Below are 23712 nucleotides of genomic sequence, written 5' to 3'. Positions count from 1 at the left end.
AAAGTTTTCTCACACAACGAAAACTTGAGCCAACTATTCAACGATGAAAAGAGGCTGGACGTGGCTGCAGGAGAAGAGACCTCCCATATCCTCAGCGGGTTGACAAACCAGCTGCCTGATCGTGATCCGGAAGAGACCGCCGAATGGCTGGAGTCCCTGGATGCCCTGATTCAGGAACAGGGCACGGAACGTGCCCAATACATCATGCGCAGCCTGCTGCAGCGCGCCGGCGCCCAGAGCGTCGGCGTTCCGATGGTGACCACCACGGACTACGTGAACACCATCCCGGTGGACCAGGAAACGGCGTTCCCGGGGGACGAGGAGATCGAGCGGAAGTACCGGGCCTGGCTGCGCTGGAACGCGGCCATCATGGTGCACCGGGCGCAGCGGGCCGATATCGGCGTGGGCGGACACATCTCCACCTACGCCGGTGCCGCCACCCTGTACGAGGTCGGTTTCAACCACTTCTTCCGCGGCAAGGACCACCCCGGCGGCGGTGACCAGGTCTTCTTCCAGGGCCACGCCTCCCCCGGCATGTACGCCCGTGCGTTCATGGAAGGCCGGCTCGCCGAGGAGGACCTGGACGGATTCCGGCAGGAAAAGTCCAAGGAAGGCCACGCGCTCTCCTCCTACCCGCACCCGCGCCTGATGCCGGAGTTCTGGGAGTTCCCCACGGTCTCGATGGGCATCGGCCCGATGAACGCGATCTACCAGGCCCAGTCCAACCGGTACCTGCACAACCGCGGCCTCAAGGACACCTCGGACCAGCAGGTCTGGGCGTTCCTGGGCGACGGCGAAATGGACGAGCCCGAGTCCCGCGGCCTGCTCCAGCTCGCCGCGAACGACAAGCTGGACAACCTGAACTTCGTCATCAACTGCAACCTCCAGCGCCTGGACGGCCCCGTCCGCGGCAACGGCAAGATCATGCAGGAACTCGAAGCGTTCTTCCGCGGCGCGGGCTGGAACGTCATCAAGGTCGTCTGGGGCCGGGAGTGGGATGACCTGCTCACCAAGGACTCCGACGGCTCGCTCGTGAAGATCATGAACGAGACCCCGGACGGTGACTACCAGACCTACAAGGCAGAATCCGGCGGGTTCGTCCGCGAGCACTTCTTCGGCAAGACCCCGCAGACCAAGGACATGGTCGCGGACCTCTCCGATGACGAGATCTGGAACCTCAAGCGCGGCGGCCACGACTACCACAAGGTCTACGCCGCCTATAAGGCAGCCACCGAATTCAAGGGCAAGCCCACCGTGATCCTGGCCAAAACGGTCAAGGGCTACGGACTCGGACCCCACTTCGAGGGCCGCAACGCGACCCACCAGATGAAAAAGCTCACCCTCGATGACCTGAAGAAGTTCCGCGACCACCTCCGCATCCCCATCACGGACGAACAACTCGACGCGGATCTCTACCGGCCCCCGTACTACCACCCCGGAATGGACTCCCCCGAAATCCAGTACCTCATGGAACGCCGCCGCGCCCTCGGCGGTTTCGTCCCCGAACGCCGGCCGGACCACGCGCCGGTGGAGCTGCCAGACCCCAAAACCTATGAGATTGCCAAGCGCGGTTCGGGGAAACAGCAGGCCGCCACCACCATGACCTTCGTGCGCCTGCTCAAAGACCTGCTCAGGGATAAGAAGTTCGGACACCGCATTGTCCCGATCGTTCCGGATGAGTCCCGAACCTTCGGCATGGACGCGTTCTTCCCCACGGCCAAGATCTACAACCCGGACGGCCAGGGTTACCTCTCTGTGGACCGGGACCTGGTCCTCGCGTACAAGGAATCCGCCCAGGGCCAGCTGATCCACCCCGGCATCAACGAGGCAGGCGCCGTCGCAGCGTTCACCGCCGCCGGCACCGCCTACGCCACCCACGGCGAACCGCTGATCCCGGTCTACGTGTTCTACTCCATGTTCGGCTTCCAGCGCACCGGCGACGCCTTCTGGGCCGCCGCGGACCAGATGGCCCGCGGTTTCATCATCGGCGCCACCGCCGGCCGCACCACCCTGACCGGTGAAGGCCTCCAGCACGCCGACGGCCACTCCCCGATCCTGGCCTCGACCAACCCGGCCGTCCTCACCTATGACCCTGCGTACGGGTACGAGATGGGCCACATCATCCGGGACGGCATCGAGCGTATGTACGGGCCGACCGCAAGCGGCGATGGAACCGGACCGGCATCCGATAAGAACCTCATGTACTACATCACGGTCTATAACGAGCCGATCTCCCAGCCGGCCGAACCAGAGAACCTCGACGTCAACGGTGTGCTGAAAGGCATCTACCGGGTGTCGGCGTCGGGTATCGAAGGGCCCAAGAGCCAGATCCTGGCCTCCGGCGTCTCCGTCCCGTGGGCCCTGGATGCCCAGCGGATCCTCGCCGAGGACTGGGGCGTCTCCGCGGACGTCTGGTCCGTGACGTCCTGGAACGAACTGCGCCGGGACGGGCTCGCCGCGGAGGAGGACGCCTTCCTGAACCCGGGCCAGCCCGCCCGCATACCGTTCGTCACGCAGCAGCTCGCCGATGCGCAGGGGCCCGTGGTGGCGGTGACCGACTACATGAAGGCCGTCCCGGACCAGATCCGCCAGTTCCTCCCGCACCAGTTCGCCTCGCTCGGAGCCGACGGCTTCGGCTTCTCCGACACCCGCGCGGCAGCCCGCCGCTTCTTCAAGAACGACACCCACTCGATTGTGGTGAAGACCCTGCAGCTGCTCGCTTCGCGCGGAGAGGTGGACGGCGGCGTGCCCGCCTACGCGATGGACCGCTACAAGCTCCTGGACGTCAACGCCGGGACCACCGGAGGCGCCGGAGGCGACTCCTGACCCCCTCATCCAGACAACAGTTGACGGCAGTGTTCCCGTGGAACACTGCCGTCAACTGTCATGTGGCTGGATAGGCTGGGGCGATGGCTGACCTGGACAAACAACGTACGACGGCGGTGCTGCTTGCCGCCGGTGCCGGGAGGCGACTGGGGCTCGGGCCCAAGGCGCTGCTCCGGTTCCACGGCCGCACGCTCGTTGAAGTGCTGGCAGATGTGCTGCTCGCAGGCGGCTGCCGGGAAGTGGTGACGGTGCTCGGCGCGGCCGCGGAATCGGTCCGCACAGCCACCGATCTCAGCCGGCACCGGGTCATCGACAACCCGGACTGGGCCACCGGAATGGGAAGCTCGTTCCGGGCGGGAGTTGCCGCGGCAGCCCCGGAGGACCATGTGCTTATCGCGCTGGTGGACCAGCCCGGCCTGACCACCGAGACCGTCGCCCGGTTGCTGGCATCCCATAGGCCTGGCCGGGTGACGGCGGCCGCCTACCGCGGCACCGACGGAAAACTCCGGCGGGGACATCCGTTGCTCCTGGATTCCAGCCTCCGCGCTGAGGCCGCGGAAACGGCAACGGGCGACGCCGGGGCACGCCGTTTCCTCCAGGCCCACCCGGAACTGCTAGACCTCGTGGACTGCACCGACCTCTCCGGGGGCGAAGACCTCGACACCCCAGAACAGCTGCATCTCCTCCAGTAGCAAACGTCTCCTTGCTGCGCTATCCGCACCGCACCGGATGCCCTGGCCTGCGACTCGAACGGGGTTATGACAGTGCCTGCCTTGATGACAGTGACCCGCCTAGGCTTGAAATCTCGGCCCGGACTGGTGCAGGCCGCACCCTGAACGGGCTGCGAGAGGACAAGAACAACCATGAACATCACACTCAACAATGGAGTCGTCATGCCCGCCATCGGGCTTGGTGTCTTCCAGACCCCGCCCGAGGCCACGACGGCTGCTGTCGTTTCGGCACTGGAGACCGGCTACCGCCACATAGACACGGCGGCTGCGTACGCCAACGAGCGCGAGGTGGGCGAGGGCATCCGCCGCTCCGGTATGGACCGTTCCGAAATTTTCATCGAGACCAAGGTCTGGATCAGCGACTACGGCTACGACCAGACCCTGCACGCGTTCGAGAAGAGTTCCCGCAAACTCGGCGTCGACCAGCTCGACCTTTTCATCCTCCACCAGCCACTCTCCGCAGAATTCGACAAGACGATCAAGGCTTACCGGGCCCTTGAACAGCTGCTCGAGGACGGCCGCGTCCGCGCCATCGGTGTCAGCAACTTCATGCCGAACCACCTGACGGCGCTGCGCGAACAGACCACGATCATCCCCGCGGTGAACCAGATCGAGGTACACCCCTACTTCACGCAGCCCGACGTGCGAAAAGCCGGCTCGCACCTGGGCATCCTCACGCAGGCCTGGTCACCGATCGGCGGCATCACCTCCTACCGCGGCGACGCTGCGACGAGCACGTTCAACGACCCCATCATCCGCCGCGTCGCCGAACAGCATGGTAAGACTGCCGCCCAGGTCATGCTGCGCTGGCAGCTCCAGCTCGGACACTCCGTCATCCCCAAATCGGTCCGCCCTGAACGCATCGCCGAGAACTTCGACGTGTTCGGGTTCGACCTCACTCCTGAGCAGATGAGTGCACTCGGAGCGCTCGACACGGGAGTGCGTGGTGGTCCCGACCCCGACTCGGTCACCCTGGAGGCCTTCGGACGGGATATCCCGGAAGCATGAACACCAAGAAACCGGGCATCGCACTCGTCGTCGGCGCCACCGGCAGCGTCGGCCGCCATGTCGTGGCGGAAGCCGTACGTCAGGGTTACAAGACGCGGGCCCTCGTGCGCGACGCCTCGCGTGCCGGCCGGCTCGATGCCGGCGCACAAAAGGTCACTGGGGAGCTGACCCTGGTAGAAACCCTCGCGGACGCGGTGGCCGAAATCGACGCGGTCATCTTCACCCAGGGTTCCTCCTACGGCGATGCCGCGGCAGCCGAAACCGTCGACTACGGAGCCGTCAAGAACGTCATCCAGGCCCTCGGCGGCCGCCGCGTGCGCATCGCGCTCATGACAGCCATCGGTGTAACCCGCCGCGGCAGCACCCACGACTGGAAACGACGCAGCGAACGCCTGGTCCGAGCAAGCGGGAACGCCTACACAATCGTCCGGCCCGGATGGTTCGACTACAACGACGACGACCAGACGGAGATCATGCTGCTGCAGGGCGACACCCGCCACGCGGGGAGCCCCGCGGACGGCGTCATCGCGCGTCACCAGATCGCCCGCGTCCTCGTCGACAGCCTCGTCTCTGACGCCTCCGATCGCTTGACGTTTGAACTTGTCGCCGAGCATGGACCTGCCCAGGAAAGCCTCAAGCCTGTCTTCGAAGCGTTGGACAAGGACCCCGCCGGTTCGTTGGACGGGGTCCGGGACCAGCCGAACATGCCTGCCGACGCCGAGCCGGAGCGCGTGCGCCGGGACCTCGCCGCGCTGGCCGCAAACAACCAGTCGTAGGCCACACGTCGGTGCCCCGCCGACCGAAGCGCCACTTTGAATCACAGACCACCATCAAACAAGGAGTAAAAATGGACTACCGTCTACTGGGCCGCACCGGCGTGGAAGTCAGCCCGCTGTGTCTGGGCACGATGATGTTCGGCGCCTGGGGCAATACGGACGTTGACGATTCGATCCGGATCATCCACCACGCGCTGGACGCCGGCATCAACTTCGTCGACTCGGCCGATGTCTATTCGGACGGCGAATCGGAGGAGATCGTCGGGAAGGCACTCAAAAAGCGGCGCGACGACGTCGTGCTGGCCACCAAGTTCTTCATGCCCATGGGTAAGGGTCCCAACCGCAGCGGCGGCTCCCGGAAGTGGATCATGCAGGCGGTGGAGGACTCGCTCCGGCGCCTCGGCACCGACTACATCGACCTCTACCAGGTGCACCGACCCAGCGCCCTGATGGATGTCGAGGAGACGTTGGGCGCCCTCACGGACCTGGTCCGGCAGGGCAAGGTCCGCTACATCGGCTCCTCGTCATACTCCGGCAGCCAGATCGTCGAAGCACAGGTCGCCTCACGCCAAGGAAACCTCGCCCGGTTCGTCACCGAACAGCCGCCCTACTCGATCCTCGTCCGCGGCATTGAAGAGGACGTCCTTCCGACGACACAGCGCCATGGCATGGGAACCCTCACCTACAGCCCGCTGGCCGGCGGATGGCTCTCCGGAAAGTGGCGCAAGGACACCGCGCCGACCCCAACGTCGGCAGCACGGCCCAACGCCCGCTTCGACATGAGCAGCGCCGCGAACCAGCAGAAGCTTGAGGTGGTCGACGCACTCGCGCACGTCGCCCAAGACGCCGGGATCAGCCTGATCGAGCTGGCGATCGCGTTTGCCATCAACCACCCGGGTGTCACCTCCGCCATCATCGGACCCCGCACGATGGAGCAGCTCGAATCCCAGCTGCCAGCGGCCACCGTGACATTGTCCGCTGAGATCCTGGACCGCATCGACGAACTGGTCGCCCCGGGCCGGACGTTGAATCCCGACGACAACAGCTACGGTGCAAATGAACTGGTCCCGGCGGCACGCCGCCGCTAAGAGCGCCCAGGCGCCAACTTTGTCAGCCCCGGCCGATGAACGGCATGCCGGCGGCCGTGATCACCACCGAGCCCACACTGGCCGACGGCGGCATGCCTGCCATCAGGAGCACGGCGCGCGCGGCGTCCTGCACCGGGAACGTGGGCTCCACCCTGCGGCTACCGTCAGCCTGCAGGGCACCGGAGTCCACGCCGATGGTGCCCATAATGTCCGTGGCTGTGTTGCCGATGTCGATCTGGCCGCAGGTGATGCCGAAATCCCTGCCGTCCAGCTCGATGCTCTTGGTAAGGCCCGTCATGGCGTGCTTGGTGACCGTATAGGCCACTGTCCGCGGCCGCGGCGAATGCGCTGAAATGGACCCGTTGTTGATGATGCGGCCACCCTGCGGATCCTGGGATTTCATGGCCCGCACGGCGGCGGCGGCGCACAGCATGGAGCCGGTAAGGTTCACCGCCACCACCGCGTCCCAGTCGGCCACGCTGATTTCATCCACCGACGCGGCCGGGCCGAACACGCCGGCGTTGTTGAACAGGACGTCAACCCTCCCCCACTTGCCGAGGGCCGCAGCGAAAAGGCGCTCGACGTCGTCGGGCACGCTCACGTCGCAAGGCACCGTCAGTGCCTGGCGGTGACCGGCCGCGGACTCCAGCAGCGGAGCCTCACGGCGGCCGGCCAACACCACGCGGTATCCGTCGGCCAGCATGAGCCGCGCCACCGCCCTGCCAATTCCGGAACCTGCACCGGTCACGACGGCGACCGGTGCCGGCCGGTGCGGTTGTACGGGCCGGTGGGTTGCAGTCATGGGTCGCTCCTTGTGTTGATGGCCAGGCTAAGGTGCAGCGGGCACTTCCGCTGCCGTTATTGGCCAGCCTATGACCGTCTTGGGCCGCGGGGTGGCGTAGGTCCGGACCTTTGAGGTGCTCAGCCGCATGCGGACCAGCCCTTCGGCGATGGTCACCGCCGAGGCCACACCGTCCACCACGGGGACGCCGGCACGCTTCCGGATCTCCTCGTCCAGACCGGCCATGCCGCCGCACCCGAGGACAATGACTTCCGCCTTGTCCTCGCGGACGGCCAGCAGCGCCTGTTCGATGATGGCTTCCACCGCGCGCTCCGGCTCCTCCTCCAGTTCAAGCACGGCCATGCCGCTGGCCCGGACCGAGGCACACCGGGCGTCGAGGCCGGCCAGCTTCAGCCGGTCCTCGATCAGCGGCACGGCACGGTCCAGGGTGGTGATCACGGAGTACTTGTGGCCCAGGAACATCGCGGTGCTCGCGGCCGCCTCGGTGATATCCACCACCGGAACGTCCAGGAGCTCCTGGAGCCCTTCGCGGCCGTGCTCGCCGTAGCCGGCCTGGATGACGGCGTCGAACGGTTCCGGATAGTTGACCACGGCGTCCATCACGGCGATTGCCGCGAGGTAACTCTCAAAGTTTCCCTCGCAGGAGTCTGCGCCGAAGCGGGGCGTGATTCCAATGATTTCCGTTCCGGGTGCCGCCACGCTGCGGGCCGAGGCGGCGATGGAGTCGGTCATGGACTGCGTGGTGTTGACGTTGGCCACAAGGATGCGCATGGCGCTTTCCCCTTTCGGGACAGGTTGGTTAGTTAGTGGGTGCTGACGATGGCGATGGGCTCGCCGTCGACGTCGTCGAACTGCTGCTTGCGGTCCGCAATCAGGTAGTACACCACTGCCGCGATGCCGGCTGCGAAGAACCAGGAGAACGGGGCGGCTCCCTCGAAGGCCGGAACAAAAGCGATCACGAGGGCGACGGTGGCAGACGGTATCAGTGCCATGATCGCTTTGGGGTTGAAGCCCTTTTTGTAGAAGTAGGCTCCCGTGGGCGACTCGATGTAGAGCTCCGGAACGTTGACCTTGCCGCGGCGAAGCAGCCAGTAGTCTGCCATGACCACGCCGAACAGCGGCCCCAGCAGCGCGCCCAGTCCGCCGAGGAAGTACACAATGACCAGGGGGTTGTTGTAGAGGTTCCAGGGAAGGATGATGAGGCCGATCGTACCGCTGACCCACGCCGCCTTGCGGAAGTTCAGGTGCTTGGGGAACAAGTTCGTCAGTGCATAGACGGGGGCCACGAAGTTGGCCATCAGGTTCACGGCGATGGTCAGGATCAGCAGGGCCAGGCAGGCCAGGACAAGGAAGAGCGTGTTCGGGATGGTCTGGACAATGTCCGAGGGGCTCTCGATGATTTTGCCGCTGATTTTGAACTGGCCGCCTGCCATGACGACCACGATGGCGCCGAAGACGAGCATGTTGATGGGGATGCCCCAGAAGTTTCCGCGGACCACGGCCTTCTTGGAGACCGCTGAGCGGGTGAAGTCGCAGAAGTTCAGGACGAAGGTTCCGTAGATGGAGACCCACAGTGCGCCGCCGGCAAAGATGGTGCGCCACATGTCGGCGCCTTCGAGCGCATTGTCCGATGCCCAGGCGATGGAGCCGCCGGCTTCCGCGAAGATCCAGATGGCGATGGCAGCCATGGTCACCAGGATGATGGGCCCGGCGAAGGCCTCGTACTTGCGGATCATTTCCATGCCGAAACTGACGATGACCAGCTGGACGATCCACAGTGCAACGAAGGCAATCCAGCCGAGTGTGGACAGGCCCATGATGGAGTTGCCATCCAGCTCCTTGAGGGAGGGGACCATGGCCACGAGCATTACGCGGAGGACCACCGAGGCCAGGTACGTCTGGATCCCAAACCAGGCGATGGCGACGGCGCCGCGGAGCAGGCTGGCGATCTGGGCACCGCGGATACCGAAGCTGATCCGGCTCATGACCGGGAACGGTACACCGGTCTTGACCCCCATGAAGCCGGAGAAGTTGAGCAGGGCAAAGAGCAGCACAGCTCCGATGCCCAAGGCAAGGAGGATCTGCCAGCCTCCAAGCCCGAGGGCGAAAAGGCCGATGGCGAACGCATAGTTACCGAGGCTGTGGACGTCGTTGGCCCAGAGCGTGAAGATGCTATAGCCGGTCCACCGGCGGCCTTCACGCTTGGTGGGGGCAAGGTCTACGTTGTACAGGGTGGGGCTGATGGCCAGGCCTGAGACGGCGGTGGCCGAATCACAAAGTGCGTCGACACCCATGGAGGGGTGGGCCGCTTTGCCCATGTCCGATGGGGTCTCGGGTGCCGGGTCTAGGCCGGTCAACGGTGTTGTTTGCATCGTTATCTCACTTCTTGAAGATGTCTTCCATGTTCCGCTGTGGGATTTATGCCGGAAACTAACGGCAGGAGCGTCGCTGCTTTTTCCACAATGCGGAAAATGGGTATCGAGTAGTGAAATAACGGTATGACCTGGGTCACGCATCAGTCAAGGGGTCGCCGGAAGACGGCCAGTCACAAACGGTTACTACCGCAGCAACGCGGGGTCAGATGCGGCCCATTAAACCCCGCCCCACGGGCCGTATCTGACCCCGCGTTGGTCTTAGCGGGAGGGGACCAGCCCTGCCTCCTTCAAACCTAAGTAGATCTTGTCCCGGCCGATCGGCAACTCCGCGAACCGGACCCCCGTGGCGTTCCGGATGGCGTTGGCCAAGGCCGGGGCCACCGGATTGAAGGGGCTTTCGCTCATGGATTTCGCACCGAGCGGGCCTACCTGGTCGTTGGTGGAAGCGAAGTAGACCTCGCTCCGCGGCACGTCCGCGAAGGACGGGATGTGGTACTGCCGCAGGATGTCCGTGGTGACCCGGCCGGCGTCGTCCACCCGGACCTCCTCATACAGTGCAGCGCCCAGCGCCTGCGCGATGCCGCCCTCGATCTGGCCGCGGCACTGCCGCGGATTCACCACCACGCCGGCGTCGGCTGCCTGCACACTCTGCAGGATCCGCAGCTCCCCCGTGCCGGTGTTGACCGCCACCCGGAACCCGTGCACGTTGAACGCCACCGATCGCGGCGTCCCGTCCCAGTTGCCCTCGACGGCGAGCCGCACGCCCTGGTCCCGCGCGGCGTTGTGGATGTCCGCGAGCAGAACCCGCCGTCCGGCACAGTCCACGCCGCCGTCGTCGAGCACGCACTCGGTCTCCGGCACACCGGTCAGCGCCGCGGCGACGGTGACGATCCGGGAGGCCAGCCCGGTGGCCGCCAGGAGCGTGGCCTTCCCGGCCACCACGGTGCCGGCTGAACCGAACGCGCCGGTATCGTGCTCCACCAGGTCGGTATCGGACTGCCGCACGGCAACCTTCCCCGCCGTGGTGGCGAGCGCCGTCGCGGCCAGCTGTGCGTGCACCGTGGTGGTGCCGTTGCCGAATTCGGCGGTCCCGACGTCGGCCGCGAACGTGCCGTCGGCGAGCAGGCTCACGCGGGTGTGGGCGAAGTGGCCGCGGGGCGGGACGGTGTCGATCATGGACAGCGCGGAACCTTCCCCGGTGACCCAGTCCGGACCGAGGTCGTCGAGCCCGGCGTCGCGGTAGCGCTGCTTGCCACGGTCCAGGGCATCACGCACCAAGGAGATGCACTGGTCCAGGCCGTAGCTGCCGTAGCGGACGTCCTCCTCGGGCTCGGGGTTGGTGGAGAGCATGTCATCGCCTTCGCGCACCATGTTCCGGCGCCGGAATTCCAGGGGGTCCACGCCGATGCCAACAGCCAGCTCATCGATGGCCGACTCGATCGCGAAGATCATCTGGCTCAGCCCGTAGCCGCGGAAGGCTCCGGCCGGCACGGTGTTGGTGTAGACGGCATGCGCGTCCACTTTCTTGTTGGCGCACTTGTACACGGCCAGCGACTCCCCGCAGCCGTGGAACATCACGCCGGGGGCGTGGTTGCCGTAGGCGCCGGTGTTGGTGACCACGCCCAGCTGCAGCGCGGTGAGGAGACCGTCCTTGCTGGCGCCGGCCTTGAGTTTGATGGTGAAGGGGTGCCGCGTGGTGGTGGCGGTGAACTGCTCCGTGCGGGTGAACTCCACCTGCACGGGCCGGCGCAGCGTGAACGTGGCGAGGGCAACGAGGTCCTCGGTGAGCACTTCCTGCTTGCCGCCGAAGCCGCCGCCCACGCGTCCGGCCACCACGCGGATGCGGTCCTCAGGAAGGTCGAACACCCGGCCCAACGTGCGCCGGACCAGGAACGGGACCTGGCTGGAGGTGCGGACCACGAGGCGGTCTTCCTCGTCGAGCCAGGCGATGGAGGAGTGCGTTTCCAGGGCGACGTGCTGCACGCGCTGCGTCCTGTACGTGTGCTCATGGATGAAGTCGGCAGCGGCGAAACCGTCCGACACACTGCCCAGCTCCGAGTGCAGCTCGGCCACGACGTTCTGCCGCGGCCGCGAGATCCGGGCCTTAACGGCGTCCTTGTCCCCGTGCAGTGCCGGGGCGCCGGGGAGCATGGCGTCCTGCGGGCTGAAGACGGTGTCCAGCAGCTCGTATTCCACCTGCAGGGCGCGGGCCCCGGCCTCGGCGGCACTCACGGATTCGGCCACGACGGCGGCCACGCGCTGGCCGATGAACCGCACCACGTCATCGAGGACGCGGGTGTCGTCGGGATCGTCCGTGTAGAGCTCGTGCTGGGCGGTGGAGAAGTGCTGCGCCGGGGCGTCCTCGTGTGTAAACACCGCGACGACGCCCGGCACCTGAAGCGCGGCCGTCCTGTCGATGGAAACAATCCGTGCGTGCGCGTGGGGTGAGCGCAGCAGCTTCAGGTGCAGCAGGCCGTCTAGCTCGTCAGCCGGGACATCCAGGGTGTAGCGGGCGGTTCCGGTGACGACGGCGAGGCCCGCCGGGGCGGGCACGTTGTCGCCGAGCTGCCCGGCCTGGGCTGCCGTGGTGCCGGCGGCGGAAGCCGGACGGGCGGCGCCAGCTGCCGCGCCGCCGTCGTGCGTAAGGGTCCCGCATACTGCGTCCGCGATGGAACGGTAGCCGGTGCAGCGGCAGAGGTTACCCTTGAGGCTGCGGGGCAGGTTGGCTTTCTGTTCGTCGTCGAAGGTGGCTGCGGTCATCATCATGCCGGCGGTGCAGAAGCCGCACTGGAAGCCCTGTTCGGCCAGGAACTGCTCCTGCACGGGGTGCAGCGCACCGCCCTGGGCGAGGCCTTCGACGGTGATGACGGCCTTGCCGTCGGCGCGGACGGCCGGGTAGATGCAGCTGTGTACGGGGGTGCCGTCCACGTGGACGGTGCAGGCACCGCAGTCGCCGCCGTCGCAGCCTTTCTTGACCCCGAAATTGCCCTGTTCGCGCAGGAACGTGCGCAGGCACTGGCCGGGGCGGGGTGTGGCCGGGGTGGCGGTGCCGTTGATTTCGATTGCCATGCTCAGGCCTCCTTCTGCTGCTTGTTCTGTGCTGTGTCGGGTTGCGCGCTTGGCTGCGGCGACAAGGCGTGCGGCCGGCCGGCCCAGAAATCGCCTGACACGGTGAGCCGTTCCTCCAGCAGTTCCGCTCGGATCTCCTCGGCAAGCCGGAGGGTCATGTCCCGGCGCCATTCGGGCAGCCCGTGGATGTCGTTGTGGTACAGCTCCGCGGGAATGGCCTTCCCGACGGCGGCCGCCAGGGCCGCGGGGCCGGCCATCTTGGCAGCGGTGAACCGCAGCTGTACGGGGCGTTTGGTGGCGGCGGTTACGGTGATGACCAGGCCGCCGTCGGCGTCGCGCCGTCCTATCAGCAGGACTCCGGAACGGCCGAGGTTGCTGAGCGAGAGCCGCCGGAAGGCCACTTTCGCGGACAAGGCCGACGCCGGCAGGTGGATGCTGCGCAGGAGCTCGCCGGGTGCCAGGCTGTTTTGCCCGTCCCCGGTGATGAACGTGGCCACCGGGACCGTGCGGCTGCTGCCGCCGGGGCCGAGGATGGTGGCGGTGGCGTCCAGCCCTGCGCAGAGCGAGATCATGGGCCCGGCCGGGAGCGAGGTGCACAGGTTGCCGCCCACGGTGGACATGTTCCAGACCTTGAAGGATGCCACGAAGGAGTCGCAGCATGGACGGAACAAGTCCAGGCCCGGCCACTCCCTGCCGGCAACTTCGTCCGAACCCGGCAGGGCGTAGAGCTCCGCGACGGTGCATGTGGCGGCCAGTTCAATCCCGGCGTTGCTCACGGTCACGGCCGGCCAACCCGCTTCGCCAAGGTCCAGCAGCCGCTTCAGGACGGTACTCCCGTAGGAGAACAGGACCGTGCCGCCGGCCAGCCAGGCATCGCCGTCGCGCCATTCGGCGGGGTCCGTCGTGGGCACGACGGCCTCGATGGTGTTCATGTCCATGGGTTCTCCTGGCGGGGTTCGTGCGTGCGGGGTTCGTGCGTGCGGGGTTCGTGCGTGCGGGGTTCGTGCGTGCGGGGTTCTGATGTGGGGTGGATGGGGCCGCTGCCGTCCTTGAGCGAGGATGCCTTGAGCGGCGCCGGCGTGGTGCTGCCCCGTCCGGCCCGGCCACGGGACGCGAGGATCTCGGCCGTGATGGAAACAGCCACTTCTGCCGGGGTGACCGCGCCCAGATCCAGGCCGATGGGCGAATGGAGCCGCTCCAGCGCTTCCGCCGGCGTGCCGTCCGCGAGCAACGCGTCGATGCGTTGGCGGTGGCTGCGCCGCGAACCCATGGCGCCCACATAGGCGAGGCCCAGGCCGAGCGCGGTTTCCAGCAGCGGGATGTCGAACTTGGGGTCGTGGGTCAGCACGCACACCACGGTGCGGCCGTCCACCCGGCCCGCGGCTGCTTCTGCCTCCAGATAGCGGTTCGGCCAGTCCGTGACCACCTGGTCGGCGGCGAGGAATCGGCCCTGGTTCGAAAAAGCCGGCCGGGCATCACACAAGGTGACGTCATAGCCCAGCAGTTTCCCGGCCGGGAGCAGCGCGGCGCCGAAGTCGTTGGCGCCGAAGATCAGCATGCGCGCGGCGGGGAGCCGGCTTTCCACAAACAGGGTGATGGGTTCGGGGTGGGTCTGGTCCCGGCTGTCGGAGCAGCCGCCGGGTGGTGCCACGCGGACCAAACCGGCGCGGCCGCCTTGGAGCAGCGGCTCGAGCTGGGCGGCTGCCGCGTAAACAGTGGCGGGATGGTCACCCACCAGCCGGGCAAGTTCCGGGGACTCCATGGCGCGGAACCGCACAGGATCCTGCACGACGACGGCTCCCCCGCCCGCGTCGAGCCGGCGGATCAGCGCCACGGCAGTGGTGGAGTGGCGGCCCACCAGGCCGTTCAGCATGGCGAAGTCCATGGCCTCCAGCGAGGATCCGAGCGGCTGGATGTGGACCTCCAGCTCTCCTCCACAGGAGAGTCCGACGGCGAACGCGTCCTCGGCACTGTAGCCGAACGACTCAAGGCGGCTGCCGCCGTCGCGCATTACCGCAAGGGCGGCGTCCACTACGGCGCCCTCCACGCAGCCACCGGAGAGGCTGCCCAGGACGTCCCCGTGTTCCGACACAAGCATGGACGTGCCGAGCGGCCGGGGCACGGAGCCGCCCGCGGCCACGATGGTGGCGACGGCGCAGCGCTGGCCGGAGACCGCGGGCCGCCAGCCTCCCAGTGAAGGTATTAGGTCCAGCATGGCAACACGTCCTTTACCACTGAGGTCCCGGACGGGAAGACCGTCCGGAACAGAGCGCGGTCTTGCCTCATAATCTCATTCCTTGCTGGTGTAGAGGGAAAGTCCGGGGAGTTGTTTGAGGGGACCGGGGCGGGGCCTCTAATCCAGCCCCGGTCCGTGACGGCCCAGCCGCACTCCACCGCCGCCCGCCGTCGTAGGTTCTGATGCTGTGGACCACGGCGGCGGACGCCTACTCGATGCGGTGGGTGCGGATGGACCGCCGTTTAAGGCGACATGACACGTTTAAGGCGCCCGAATGGGCAGTTACGCCGGGGGTCTACGCGCCCAGCAGGGCGTTGATCGGCCCGCGGGCGAAGTAGATGATGAAGCCCGCGGTGACCACCCACATGAGCGGATGGACCTTCCTGGCCCGGCCGGACGCCGCACTGATGACCGCGAAAGAGATGAATCCGACGCCGATGCCGTTGGCGATCGAGTAGGTCAGCGGCATGGTGATGATGGTCAGGAAGGCCGGCAATGCGATCGAGAACTTGCTGAACTTGATCTCGCGGATCTGTGCCATCATCATGGCGCCCACCACCACCAGGGCGGCTGCCGCCACTTCGAGCGGCACCACCGAGGTCAGCGGCGTAAAGAACATCGAGCCCAGGAACAGCACTCCGGTCACCACGGAGGCCAGGCCGGTACGGGCACCTTCGCCGATGCCGGCCGCGGAATCGATGTAGACGGTGTTGGACGAGCCGGACGTTCCGCCGCCCACCACTGCGCCCATGCCCTCGACGATGAAGGCCGACTTCAGCCTGGGGAACGTACCGTCCTTGTGCGCCACTCCGGCGCTCTTGGCGAGCCCGGTCATGGTGCCCATGGCGTCGAAGAAGTTGGTGAACACCAGGGTGAACACCAGCATGGTTGCCGCGAGGCCGCCGATCCTTGAGAACGAGCCGAAGAGATCGAACTGGCCCACCAGGCTGAAGTCCGGGGCGGAGACCAGCTGGCCGGCGAGCACGGGCACGTTGAGGTGCCAGCCGCCGGGGTTGTCGGCGCTGCCGGGACCGATATGCATGGCGGCCTCGACGACGGCGGCGAGGGCTGTGGTGGCGACGATTCCGATCAGGAGGCCGCCCTGGATCTTGCGGGCCACGAGGATTCCCATGACCAACAGACCGACGATGAAGACGAGGGTGGGGATGGAGGTGATGGAGCCGTCGTTGCCGAGCTGGACCGGCGGGCCGCCTTTGGTGGGGCGGACGAAGCCGGAATCCACAAAGCCGATGAAGGCGATAAACAGGCCAATGCCGACGGTGATGGCAGCCTTGAGTTCCTTGGGGACTGCCTTGAAGATCGCCGTCCGGGCACCCGTGGCGCCGAAGAGGACGATCAGGACACCGTTGATGACCACCAGGCCCATGGCTTCGGGCCAGGTGACGTCCTGGATGACGGCCACTGCCAGGAACGAGTTGATGCCCAGGCCCGCTGCGAGCCCGAACGGCAGGTTGGCGACGAGGCCGAACACGATGGTCATAACGCCGGCGGTGAGCCCGGTAACGGCCCCCACCTGCGCTGCCGAGAGCCAGCCGCCGGCGACGTCCGTGGGGGCGTTCTCGGCCGAGAAACCGCCCAGGATCAGCGGGTTGAGGATCACGATGTAGGCCATCGTGAAGAACGTGACAATGCCGCCGCGGAATTCGCGCGCCAGCGTGGAGCCACGCTTGGTGATCTGGAAGAAACTATCCAGGAAGGATTTCGACGCCGGGGGCCGGGGTGCCGCCGTGTGCTCTGCACCTTCGGGCGCAGCCTGCTTTTCAGCTGCGGTTCGCATTTCTGCGGGGTCCAGGATTGTCATGTCAGCCACCGGATCCTAGTAGTCAATCCTGGAATCGAGCGTGTTCCAGGTCTTGAACGGTTCCAGGATGGCGGGAGCCTGGGGGTCGCCCAGTTCCAGCTTGGCGACCGGCATCAGTGCATCCCGGTCCTCGTTCTCGAAGTACTCGTAGAAGACCGCGTCGTCGAAGCCCACGGAGGCTGCGTCGTGCCGGTCGGCGGCGAAGACCACGTTGCCGATCCGGGCCCAGAGGGCCGAGGCCAGGCACATGGGGCAGGGCTCGCAGCTCGTGTAGAGGGTGGCTCCGCTGAGATCGAAGGTGCCGAGCTCGCGGCAGGCATTGCGGATGGCGGTGACCTCGGCGTGGGCCGTGGGGTCGTTTGTGGCGGTGACCCGGTTGACGCCTTCGAAGGCGCGGCCATCCGCGGTGACAACGACAGCGCCGAACGGGCCGCCGCTGTCCAGGACGTTGGCTGTTGCCAGATTTATGGATGCGGCCAGGAAATGTTCGGCCGTGACGGTTGTGCTCATTTTGCGACTTCCTTAGTGGCAAGGAAGCCCAGTAACCCTGAGACGGGGACGCGCCAGTGATACGGCTACCAGGCTTCAGCATGTGCTTTTGAAGGTTCGCCTGGTAGATAGCTTCCCGGAGTCCGGGTGCCCGCCTTTGGCAAGATCGAGATTAGCACCGGATGTGTGAGCAGCGCCATAGTTTTCTGGAAACTTAATTTCGTGATGTGAAATTACCTAGCAACGCGGGGTCACATACGGCCTATCCAGAGGCGCGGAATGGGCCGTATGTGACCCCACGTGGCATTGACTTCCGTCGCGGCAGCACCCTAGGCTGGCGCCACCTGGATCAGCAGACAGGGCCTAACTGAGCTGGAACGCATTTGTTGCCGACCAGACAAGGAGCCATCCATGGCCCACCCGCATATCCCGTCCAGGCTCTGGATCAGGACCCCGCTCGCCGCTTTCACCGCCAACGGGCTCGACGCCGGCGGCGGCATCATGGTCAGCGGCGGCATCATCGCCGAGCTGGTTCCGGCCGGCGGGCAGCCGTCCGCACCCTGCGACTCGACGTTTGACGCCTCCGCGCATGTCCTGATGCCGGGCCTGATCAACACGCACCACCACTTCTACCAAACCCTCACGCGCGCCTGGGGTCCGGTGGCCAACGCCCCGCTGTTCCCCTGGCTGCAGAACCTCTACCCGGTCTGGGCGCGCCTGACTCCGGACAGCCTGGAACTCGCGGTGAAAGTGGCCCTGGCCGAGCTGCTGCTCTCCGGCTGCACCACGGCAGCCGACCACCACTACTTGTTCCCCGCGGGACTCGAGGACGCGATCGACGTGGAGGTCGGCGTCGTACGCGAACTCGGCATGCGGGCCACCCTTACGCGCGGCTCCATGACCTTGGGAACGGACGACGGCGGCCTGCCGCCGCAGTCCACGGTGCAGCGGCCGGAGATCGTTCTGGCGGACAGCGAACGCCTCATCTCCCAGTACCACGAGCGTGGCGACGGCGCCGTCATCCAGATTGCGCTGGCACCGTGCTCGCCGTTCTCGGTGACCAAGGAAATTATGGCCGAGAGCGCCCTGATGGCCGAGCGGTTTGACGTCCGGCTGCACACGCACCTCGCTGAGACCATCGACGAGGAAGACTTCTGCCTCTCGATGTTCGGCCTGCGCACCGTGGACTATCTTGAGAGCGTCGGCTGGCTGGGCAACCGCACCTGGCTGGGCCACGGTATCCACTTCAACGACGACGAGATCGCCCGGCTGGGAGCCGCCGGCACCGCCGTTGCACACTGCCCGACGTCGAACATGCGGCTCGCGTCAGGCACCGCACGCGTGCTGGAACTCGAGGCAGCCGGGGTCCCGGTGGGGCTGGGAGTGGACGGATCGGCGTCGAACGATGCTTCCAACATGATCCTGGAAGCTCGGCAAGCGCTGTACCTGCAGCGGCTGCGCTACGGAGCGGATGTGCCGGTGGAGCGCGCTCTTGGCTGGGCGACACGGGGCTCGGCAGCCGTGCTGGGGCGTTCCGATATTGGTCAACTGGCGCCGGGGATGCAGGCCGACCTGGCACTCTTCCGCCTCGACGACCTGCGGTTCTCCGGCAGCCACGACCCGGTGGCGGCGCTGTTGCTGTGCGGCGCGGACCGCGCGGACCGCGTCATGGTGGGCGGGAAGTGGCGTGTGGTGGACGGGCAGATCCCGGGGCTGGACATCGCGGGGCTCATTGCGGAGCACTCGGCCGCGGCGCGGAAGCTTGTGGCGGGGTAGCTCTTCGCTGGCCGTTTCGACGGTTCCCTGCGCACACGACGTCCAGCGGCGTCGGGCGTTCAGGGAACCGTCAGAACGGGCCTATGCACGAGCTCTGGCTGCCACCTCCGATCGTTGCTAGCGTGGCGGCATGAGCCCGTCGAAGACCCCGGCCGAGATCCTCGACATTGGCGGCACCGAGGTGAGCATCTCGAGTCCGGACAAGGTGGTTTTCCCCGAGCCCGGGCTGACTAAGCTCGACCTGGTCCGCTATTACCTCGCCGTCGCGGATGGTGCGCTGCGCGGTGCGGGTGGCCGGCCCATGGTGCTCAAGCGCTTCCCGAAGGGCATCGACGCTGAGCCGTTTTTCCAGAAGCGCGTGCCCGAAAACCACCCCGACTTCATCGACACAACGACGCTGCACTACGCGTCGGGGACGTCGGCTGAGGAGGCCGTCATCCGGGATGCTGCGGGCCTGGCGTGGGTGGTGAATCTTGGCTGCCTGGACCTTAACCCGCATCCCGTGCGCGCCGAGGACCTTGAGCACCCGGACGAGCTCCGGGTGGACCTCGATCCGATGCCGGGGGTCAGCTGGTCCCAGATCGTTGATGTCGCGCATGTCGCGCGGGAGGTGCTCGACGACGTGGGGCTGGTGGGGTGGCCGAAGACGAGCGGGTCGCGTGGACTCCACATCCTGGTGCGGATCGCGCCGCAGTGGTCGTTCCGCGAGGTGCGGCTCGCCGCCGAGACCCTCGCCCGCGAGGTCGAAAACCGCGCTCCCGGCCTCGCTACCGCGCGGTGGTGGAAGGAAGAGCGCGGCGAAAGTGTGTTCGTCGACTTCAACCAGAACGCAAAGGACCGCACCGTGGCATCGGCGTACTCGATCCGACCGTTGCCCGATGCCCGGGTTTCGACGCCGCTCACCTGGGATGAGGTCCGCTCCATCCGGCCGGAACAGTTCACGGTGCGGACGGTGCCCGGGCGCTTCGCCAGCGTGGGCGACCCGCACGCCGGGATCGATGACGCGGTGGGCACACTCGACGGGCTCCTCGCGCTGGCGGCCGAGCTCGGCCCCGCCGAGAAAACGCCCCGCAGCGGAGACGGCTCCGGCCGCCGGCAGTCGCTGATGCCGCTCATCGAGGTTGCCCGCACCAGGACCAAGCCCGAGGCCCTCGCGGCACTCGATGAGTGGAAGTCCCGGCACGTGGACCTCGTCCCGGCCCTGCACCCCGCCGATGTGCTCGTCGACGGAATGCGCGGATCAAGCTCGCTCTGGTACCGGGTGCGGGTGAACCTGCAGCACGTCCCCGAACCGGAGCGTCCGCCACAGGAGGAACTCATCGCCGACTACGACCCCTGGGCCGGCAAGCAGTGGCCCGGGCGCCCGGGGCCGTCGGAGTCCTGATCCTGGCGACGCGCAAACGGCCCCGCGACGCGCAAAAGGCCTGGCGACACCCGAATTTGGGTGTCGCCAGGCCGTTTGCGTGTCCTCAACGAAGATGCGTGTCGTCAGCCCCGTCGGGAACGCTGGCTGCCGAAGCCCGGCAGGCCCTGGACCCAGCGCGAGAAGCGGCCCGGAACATGCTCCCGGTCCGCGGGCAGATAGAAGTCCGGATCCGTTCCGCCTCCGAGGGGAAGGTAGAACTCCTGGACGGCGGGTGCCGCCGTGTGTTCCGGTGCGACCGGCGTTGTGTCCTGCTGGTACATCTGATCCTCCTCCGAGGTGGGTTGATGATACTTTGATGATTCCGCAAAGTGGAAAAGAACTTTTGCTATGTGAAATAGCCTAAACTGCCGGATCTCGGTACGTCAATGGTCCGGGCGACCCTCGGTCACAAACTGATTTTTCAGATTGTGATGTACACCACCCCGAAGCTGGGCTATTCTGGTACCCAACTCGTGGCGCAAGTCACGTAACCTGGGAGCAGCAGGCAGGGTCGTAATGAGCTGACATCAATTGATGTCGGCTCATTTTTTGTTGGGCCGACGGTACTAGAAACGCGCGGGAAATGCGCGCTTAATTTCTATGTGGAACCTTGGTCCCACATACCTGAAGTTGGGAATCTGACCATGAGCAGCAACATCATCCTCGGCCACAACCAGTACGGAAAGGCCGAAGTCCGCGTCGTCAAAGTCACCCGCGACACCGACCGCCACCAGATCGAAGACCTGAACGTCACCTCGCAGCTGCGCGGCGATTTCGAGGCTGCGCACCTCCAGGGCGACAACGCCCACGTCGTCGCCACGGACACCCAGAAGAACACCATCTACGCCTTCGCCAGGGCGGGCGTTGGCTCCCCCGAAGCCTTCCTTCTTCGCCTCAGCGAGCACTTCACGTCAGGCTTCGACTGGGTTACGGGCGGCCGCTGGGAAGCCGAGTCCTACACCTGGGACCGCATCCAGTCGCACGGCTCCGAACACGACCACAGCTTTGTCCGGAACGGGCAGGAAGTCCGTACCGCCGTTGTGGTCCGGGACGGCAACACCACGCACCTGATCTCCGGGCTCAAGGACCTGACCGTCCTGAAGACCACCCAGTCCGGCTTTGTCGGCTACCCGCGAGATAAGTACACCACCCTGCCCGAGACCACGGACCGCATCCTGGCCACGGATGTTTCCGCCCGCTGGCGCTACAGCACGGGCCTGGACCACACGGCCACGGACTTCAACAAGAGCTACGAGGACATCAAGGCCCTCCTGCTCGAGGGCTTCACGGAGAACTACTCCCACGCCCTGCAGCAGACCCTGTTCGACATGGGCAAGAAGGTCCTGGAAGCACACGGCGAAGTGGACGAGATCAAGTTCTCGATGCCCAACAAGCACCACTTCCTGGTTGACCTCAGCCCGTTCGGGCTCGACAACCCCAACGAGGTCTTCTTCGCCGCGGACCGCCCCTACGGCCTGATCGAGGCCACGGTCCAGCGCGAAAACTCAGGCACGGCCCCCGCCGCCTGGAACGGCATCGCCGGCTTCTGCTGATCTGCCACCGGGTCTCGACGGGCTCGACCACCGGACCAAACCCGGTGGTTGGGCCCGTCTACGGTGATTGAGCTTGTCGAAATCAACCGGCCCCAAAGCCCCAAATTGTTAGCCAGACATTGTTAGCCAGACGAAGGCGTCTGCCATGAACCAAGAAAGTCTGCCATGAACAGCAAGAAGAAGTCCCGGCCCGCGTCGACTAGTTCCGCGGCCCGCCCCGAGGACAAGCGCCTCTCGATCGGAAGCACGTTCGCGTACGGTTTCCAACACGTTTTGACCATGTATGGCGGCATCATCGCCCCGCCGCTCATCATCGGAGCCGCGGCCGGTATGTCCGCCACGGACATCGGCCTGCTCATCGCGGCCTGCCTGTTCGTCGGCGGCCTCGCCACCATCCTGCAGACCGTGGGCATCCCGTTCTTTGGATCTCAACTGCCCCTGGTACAGGGCGTCTCGTTCGCCGGCGTCTCCACCATGGTGGCGATCGTGCAGGGCGGCGGCGGCATCCAGGCCGTCTTCGGCTCGGTGATTGTGGCGTCCCTGATCGGCCTGGCCATCACGCCGCTCTTCTCCAGAATCATCAAGTTCTTCCCGCCCGTGGTCACCGGCACCGTCATCACCACGATCGGCCTGACGCTGATGCCGGTCGCCGCAGACTGGGCCATGGGCGGCAACGCCAAGGCCGAGAACTATGGGAGCGTGGCCAACATCGGCCTCGCCGCGGCCACCATGGGCATCGTCCTGCTGCTGAGCAAGGTGGGTAATGCCGCCATCTCCCGGCTGTCCATCCTGCTGGCCATGGTGATCGGCACCGTGATCGCGCTGTTCACGGGCATGGCGGATTTCTCCAAAGTGGGCCAGGGCGACGTAGTTGCCTTCCCTACGCCGTTCGCCTTTGGCCTGCCGACCTTTGAGATTGCGGCGATCATTTCGATGCTGATTGTCATCCTGGTGACGCTCACCGAGACCTCGGCGGACATCATCGCCGTCGGCGAGATCGTGGACACCAAGGTGGACTCCCGCCGCATCGGCGACGGCCTGCGGGCGGACATGCTCTCAAGCGCCATCTCGCCCCTGTTCAACTCCTTCACCCAGAGCGCCTTCGCCCAGAACGTTGGCCTCGTGGCCATCACGGGCATCAAGAGCCGCTTCGTCGTGAGCGCCGGCGGGCTCATCCTGGTGATCCTGGGCCTGCTGCCCATCCTCGGCCGTGTGGTCGCAGCGGTTCCGACCCCCGTCCTGGGCGGCGCCGGCGTCGTACTCTTTGGAACGGTGGCCGCCAGCGGCATCCGCACGCTCGCAAAGGTGGAGTACAAAAACAACATGAACCTGGTCATCGTGGCCGCCTCCATCGGCTTTGGCATGATCCCGATTGCGGCCCCGAAGTTCTACGACCAGTTCCCGTCCTGGTTCTCCACGATCTTCCACTCGGGCATCAGCTCGGCCGCCGTCATGGCCATCCTGCTGAACCTGCTCTTCAACCACCTCAAGGCCGGCAACTCGGAGAACCAGTCAGTGTTTGTGGCCGGCACCGCCCGGGTGGTCACCGAAGCCGACTTGAAGATCCTGGCCGACGGCGACCGTTACGAGGGCGGCAAGCTCATCGACGCCGAGGGCAAGGAAGTCCCGCTCAAGACGTCCGCGGAGCACTAACCCCAATGCCGTTCGGTTAGTCGTCTGGGTCGGGTGTCAAGATTCTCGTGGTGAGTGTCGCGGGGTAGGTTCGGCGGTCGATGGCACGGCCTTTGGCCCGGTA

At 66.2% G+C, this 23712-nt stretch carries 18 protein-coding genes; 9 read left to right on the top strand and 9 right to left on the bottom strand.

Annotation, left to right across the window (positions count from 1 at the left end):
• The first annotated feature begins 60 nt into the window (after nt 1–60).
• The 5 genes from aceE (at nt 61) to ACX80X_RS18965 (ending at nt 6429) form a co-directional block, all read left to right on the top strand.
• Nucleotides 61–2826 carry a pyruvate dehydrogenase (acetyl-transferring), homodimeric type gene (gene aceE, locus ACX80X_RS18985; RefSeq protein WP_459313057.1) on the top strand — a complete coding sequence of 922 codons (2766 nt, stop codon included), beginning with the start codon at nt 61–63 and terminating at the stop codon, nt 2824–2826.
• 83 nt (nt 2827–2909) lie between these two features.
• Entirely contained in the window at nt 2910–3518 is a 609-nt protein-coding gene (nboR, locus tag ACX80X_RS18980; RefSeq protein ID WP_459313055.1) for a nicotine blue oxidoreductase, read from the top strand.
• A 171-nt stretch (nt 3519–3689) separates the two neighbouring features.
• Nucleotides 3690–4565, top strand: coding sequence for an aldo/keto reductase (locus ACX80X_RS18975; protein WP_252602870.1), 876 nt, complete (start codon nt 3690–3692; stop codon nt 4563–4565).
• Nucleotides 4562–5341 carry an SDR family oxidoreductase gene (locus ACX80X_RS18970; RefSeq protein ID WP_459310138.1) on the top strand — a complete coding sequence of 260 codons (780 nt, stop codon included), beginning with the start codon at nt 4562–4564 and terminating at the stop codon, nt 5339–5341. The genes ACX80X_RS18975 and ACX80X_RS18970 overlap by 4 nt, the downstream gene beginning before the upstream one ends.
• A gap of 71 nt (nt 5342–5412) precedes the next feature.
• The gene (locus ACX80X_RS18965) at nt 5413–6429 is read left to right on the top strand and encodes an aldo/keto reductase (RefSeq protein ID WP_252602864.1); all 1017 of its coding nucleotides are present in this window, start codon (nt 5413–5415) and stop codon (nt 6427–6429) included.
• A gap of 22 nt (nt 6430–6451) precedes the next feature.
• Here ACX80X_RS18965 and ACX80X_RS18960 read toward each other — a convergent pair whose 3' ends face one another.
• From ACX80X_RS18960 to ACX80X_RS18925, 8 genes are all read right to left on the bottom strand, one after another.
• The gene (locus tag ACX80X_RS18960; RefSeq protein WP_459313053.1) at nt 6452–7231 is read right to left on the bottom strand and encodes an SDR family oxidoreductase; all 780 of its coding nucleotides are present in this window, start codon (nt 7229–7231) and stop codon (nt 6452–6454) included.
• 27 nt (nt 7232–7258) lie between these two features.
• Nucleotides 7259–8002, bottom strand: a complete 744-nt coding sequence (locus ACX80X_RS18955) for an aspartate/glutamate racemase family protein (protein WP_252614745.1) — start codon at nt 8000–8002, stop codon at nt 7259–7261.
• A gap of 32 nt (nt 8003–8034) precedes the next feature.
• Nucleotides 8035–9603: an NCS1 family nucleobase:cation symporter-1 gene (locus ACX80X_RS18950; protein ID WP_252602856.1), complete on the bottom strand. Its 1569-nt coding sequence runs from the start codon at nt 9601–9603 to the stop codon at nt 8035–8037.
• Nucleotides 9604–9864: 261 nt separating this feature from the next.
• On the bottom strand, nt 9865–12675 hold the full coding sequence (locus ACX80X_RS18945; RefSeq protein WP_459313050.1) for a molybdopterin-dependent oxidoreductase: 2811 nt from the start codon (nt 12673–12675) through the stop codon (nt 9865–9867).
• Nucleotides 12676–12677: 2 nt separating this feature from the next.
• On the bottom strand, nt 12678–13613 hold the full coding sequence (locus ACX80X_RS18940; RefSeq protein ID WP_252614749.1) for an FAD binding domain-containing protein: 936 nt from the start codon (nt 13611–13613) through the stop codon (nt 12678–12680).
• Nucleotides 13604–14890, bottom strand: a complete 1287-nt coding sequence (locus ACX80X_RS18935) for an XdhC family protein (RefSeq protein WP_252614751.1) — start codon at nt 14888–14890, stop codon at nt 13604–13606. The genes ACX80X_RS18940 and ACX80X_RS18935 overlap by 10 nt, the downstream gene beginning before the upstream one ends.
• 316 nt (nt 14891–15206) lie before the next feature.
• Nucleotides 15207–16733 carry an NCS2 family permease gene (locus ACX80X_RS18930; RefSeq protein WP_252609821.1) on the bottom strand — a complete coding sequence of 509 codons (1527 nt, stop codon included), beginning with the start codon at nt 16731–16733 and terminating at the stop codon, nt 15207–15209.
• A 15-nt stretch (nt 16734–16748) separates the two neighbouring features.
• Nucleotides 16749–17243: a nucleoside deaminase gene (locus ACX80X_RS18925; protein ID WP_252609626.1), complete on the bottom strand. Its 495-nt coding sequence runs from the start codon at nt 17241–17243 to the stop codon at nt 16749–16751.
• A gap of 390 nt (nt 17244–17633) precedes the next feature.
• On the opposite strand from ACX80X_RS18925, the gene ACX80X_RS18920 reads away from it, so the two are divergent.
• A complete protein-coding gene (locus ACX80X_RS18920; protein ID WP_252614753.1) occupies nt 17634–18998 on the top strand; it encodes an 8-oxoguanine deaminase in 1365 nt (454 codons plus the stop codon).
• Nucleotides 18999–19128: 130 nt separating this feature from the next.
• Nucleotides 19129–20382 (top strand): non-homologous end-joining DNA ligase, encoded by a 1254-nt coding sequence (gene ligD, locus ACX80X_RS18915; RefSeq protein WP_459313047.1) that lies wholly within the window; start codon nt 19129–19131, stop codon nt 20380–20382.
• Between the two features lie 104 nt (nt 20383–20486).
• Here the strand turns inward: ligD and ACX80X_RS18910 are convergent, their stop codons facing one another.
• Complete coding sequence (locus ACX80X_RS18910) at nt 20487–20684, bottom strand: hypothetical protein (protein WP_252602843.1); 198 nt, start codon at nt 20682–20684, stop codon at nt 20487–20489.
• A 363-nt stretch (nt 20685–21047) separates the two neighbouring features.
• Here ACX80X_RS18910 and pucL point away from each other — a divergent pair, with 363 nt between their 5' ends.
• Together pucL and ACX80X_RS18900 are read left to right on the top strand one after the other, a co-directional pair.
• Entirely contained in the window at nt 21048–21956 is a 909-nt protein-coding gene (gene pucL / locus ACX80X_RS18905) for a factor-independent urate hydroxylase (RefSeq protein ID WP_252602841.1), read from the top strand.
• A gap of 165 nt (nt 21957–22121) precedes the next feature.
• The gene (locus ACX80X_RS18900; protein ID WP_459313045.1) at nt 22122–23609 is read left to right on the top strand and encodes a nucleobase:cation symporter-2 family protein; all 1488 of its coding nucleotides are present in this window, start codon (nt 22122–22124) and stop codon (nt 23607–23609) included.
• Nucleotides 23610–23712: the final 103 nt, after the last annotated feature.

It is taken from the genome of Pseudarthrobacter sp. MDT3-1 (assembly GCF_054510755.1).
The sequence above is the reverse complement of the archived record's forward strand: the minus strand, read 5'-3'. Positions and strand labels throughout refer to the sequence as shown.

Coding starts and splice junctions, on each gene's coding strand:
- nboR (WP_459313055.1), top strand. CDS start 2,910: ATGGCTGACCTGGACAAACAACGTACGACGGCGGTGCTGCTTGCCGCC.
- ACX80X_RS18975 (WP_252602870.1), top strand. CDS start 3,690: ATGAACATCACACTCAACAATGGAGTCGTCATGCCCGCCATCGGGCTT.
- ACX80X_RS18970 (WP_459310138.1), top strand. CDS start 4,562: ATGAACACCAAGAAACCGGGCATCGCACTCGTCGTCGGCGCCACCGGC.
- ACX80X_RS18965 (WP_252602864.1), top strand. CDS start 5,413: ATGGACTACCGTCTACTGGGCCGCACCGGCGTGGAAGTCAGCCCGCTG.
- ACX80X_RS18960 (WP_459313053.1), bottom strand. CDS start 7,231: ATGACTGCAACCCACCGGCCCGTACAACCGCACCGGCCGGCACCGGTC.
- ACX80X_RS18955 (WP_252614745.1), bottom strand. CDS start 8,002: ATGCGCATCCTTGTGGCCAACGTCAACACCACGCAGTCCATGACCGAC.
- ACX80X_RS18950 (WP_252602856.1), bottom strand. CDS start 9,603: ATGCAAACAACACCGTTGACCGGCCTAGACCCGGCACCCGAGACCCCA.
- ACX80X_RS18945 (WP_459313050.1), bottom strand. CDS start 12,675: ATGGCAATCGAAATCAACGGCACCGCCACCCCGGCCACACCCCGCCCC.
- ACX80X_RS18940 (WP_252614749.1), bottom strand. CDS start 13,613: ATGGACATGAACACCATCGAGGCCGTCGTGCCCACGACGGACCCCGCC.
- ACX80X_RS18935 (WP_252614751.1), bottom strand. CDS start 14,890: ATGCTGGACCTAATACCTTCACTGGGAGGCTGGCGGCCCGCGGTCTCC.
- ACX80X_RS18930 (WP_252609821.1), bottom strand. CDS start 16,733: ATGACAATCCTGGACCCCGCAGAAATGCGAACCGCAGCTGAAAAGCAG.
- ACX80X_RS18925 (WP_252609626.1), bottom strand. CDS start 17,243: ATGAGCACAACCGTCACGGCCGAACATTTCCTGGCCGCATCCATAAAT.
- ACX80X_RS18920 (WP_252614753.1), top strand. CDS start 17,634: ATGGCCCACCCGCATATCCCGTCCAGGCTCTGGATCAGGACCCCGCTC.
- ligD (WP_459313047.1), top strand. CDS start 19,129: ATGAGCCCGTCGAAGACCCCGGCCGAGATCCTCGACATTGGCGGCACC.
- ACX80X_RS18910 (WP_252602843.1), bottom strand. CDS start 20,684: ATGTACCAGCAGGACACAACGCCGGTCGCACCGGAACACACGGCGGCA.
- pucL (WP_252602841.1), top strand. CDS start 21,048: ATGAGCAGCAACATCATCCTCGGCCACAACCAGTACGGAAAGGCCGAA.
- ACX80X_RS18900 (WP_459313045.1), top strand. CDS start 22,122: ATGAACAGCAAGAAGAAGTCCCGGCCCGCGTCGACTAGTTCCGCGGCC.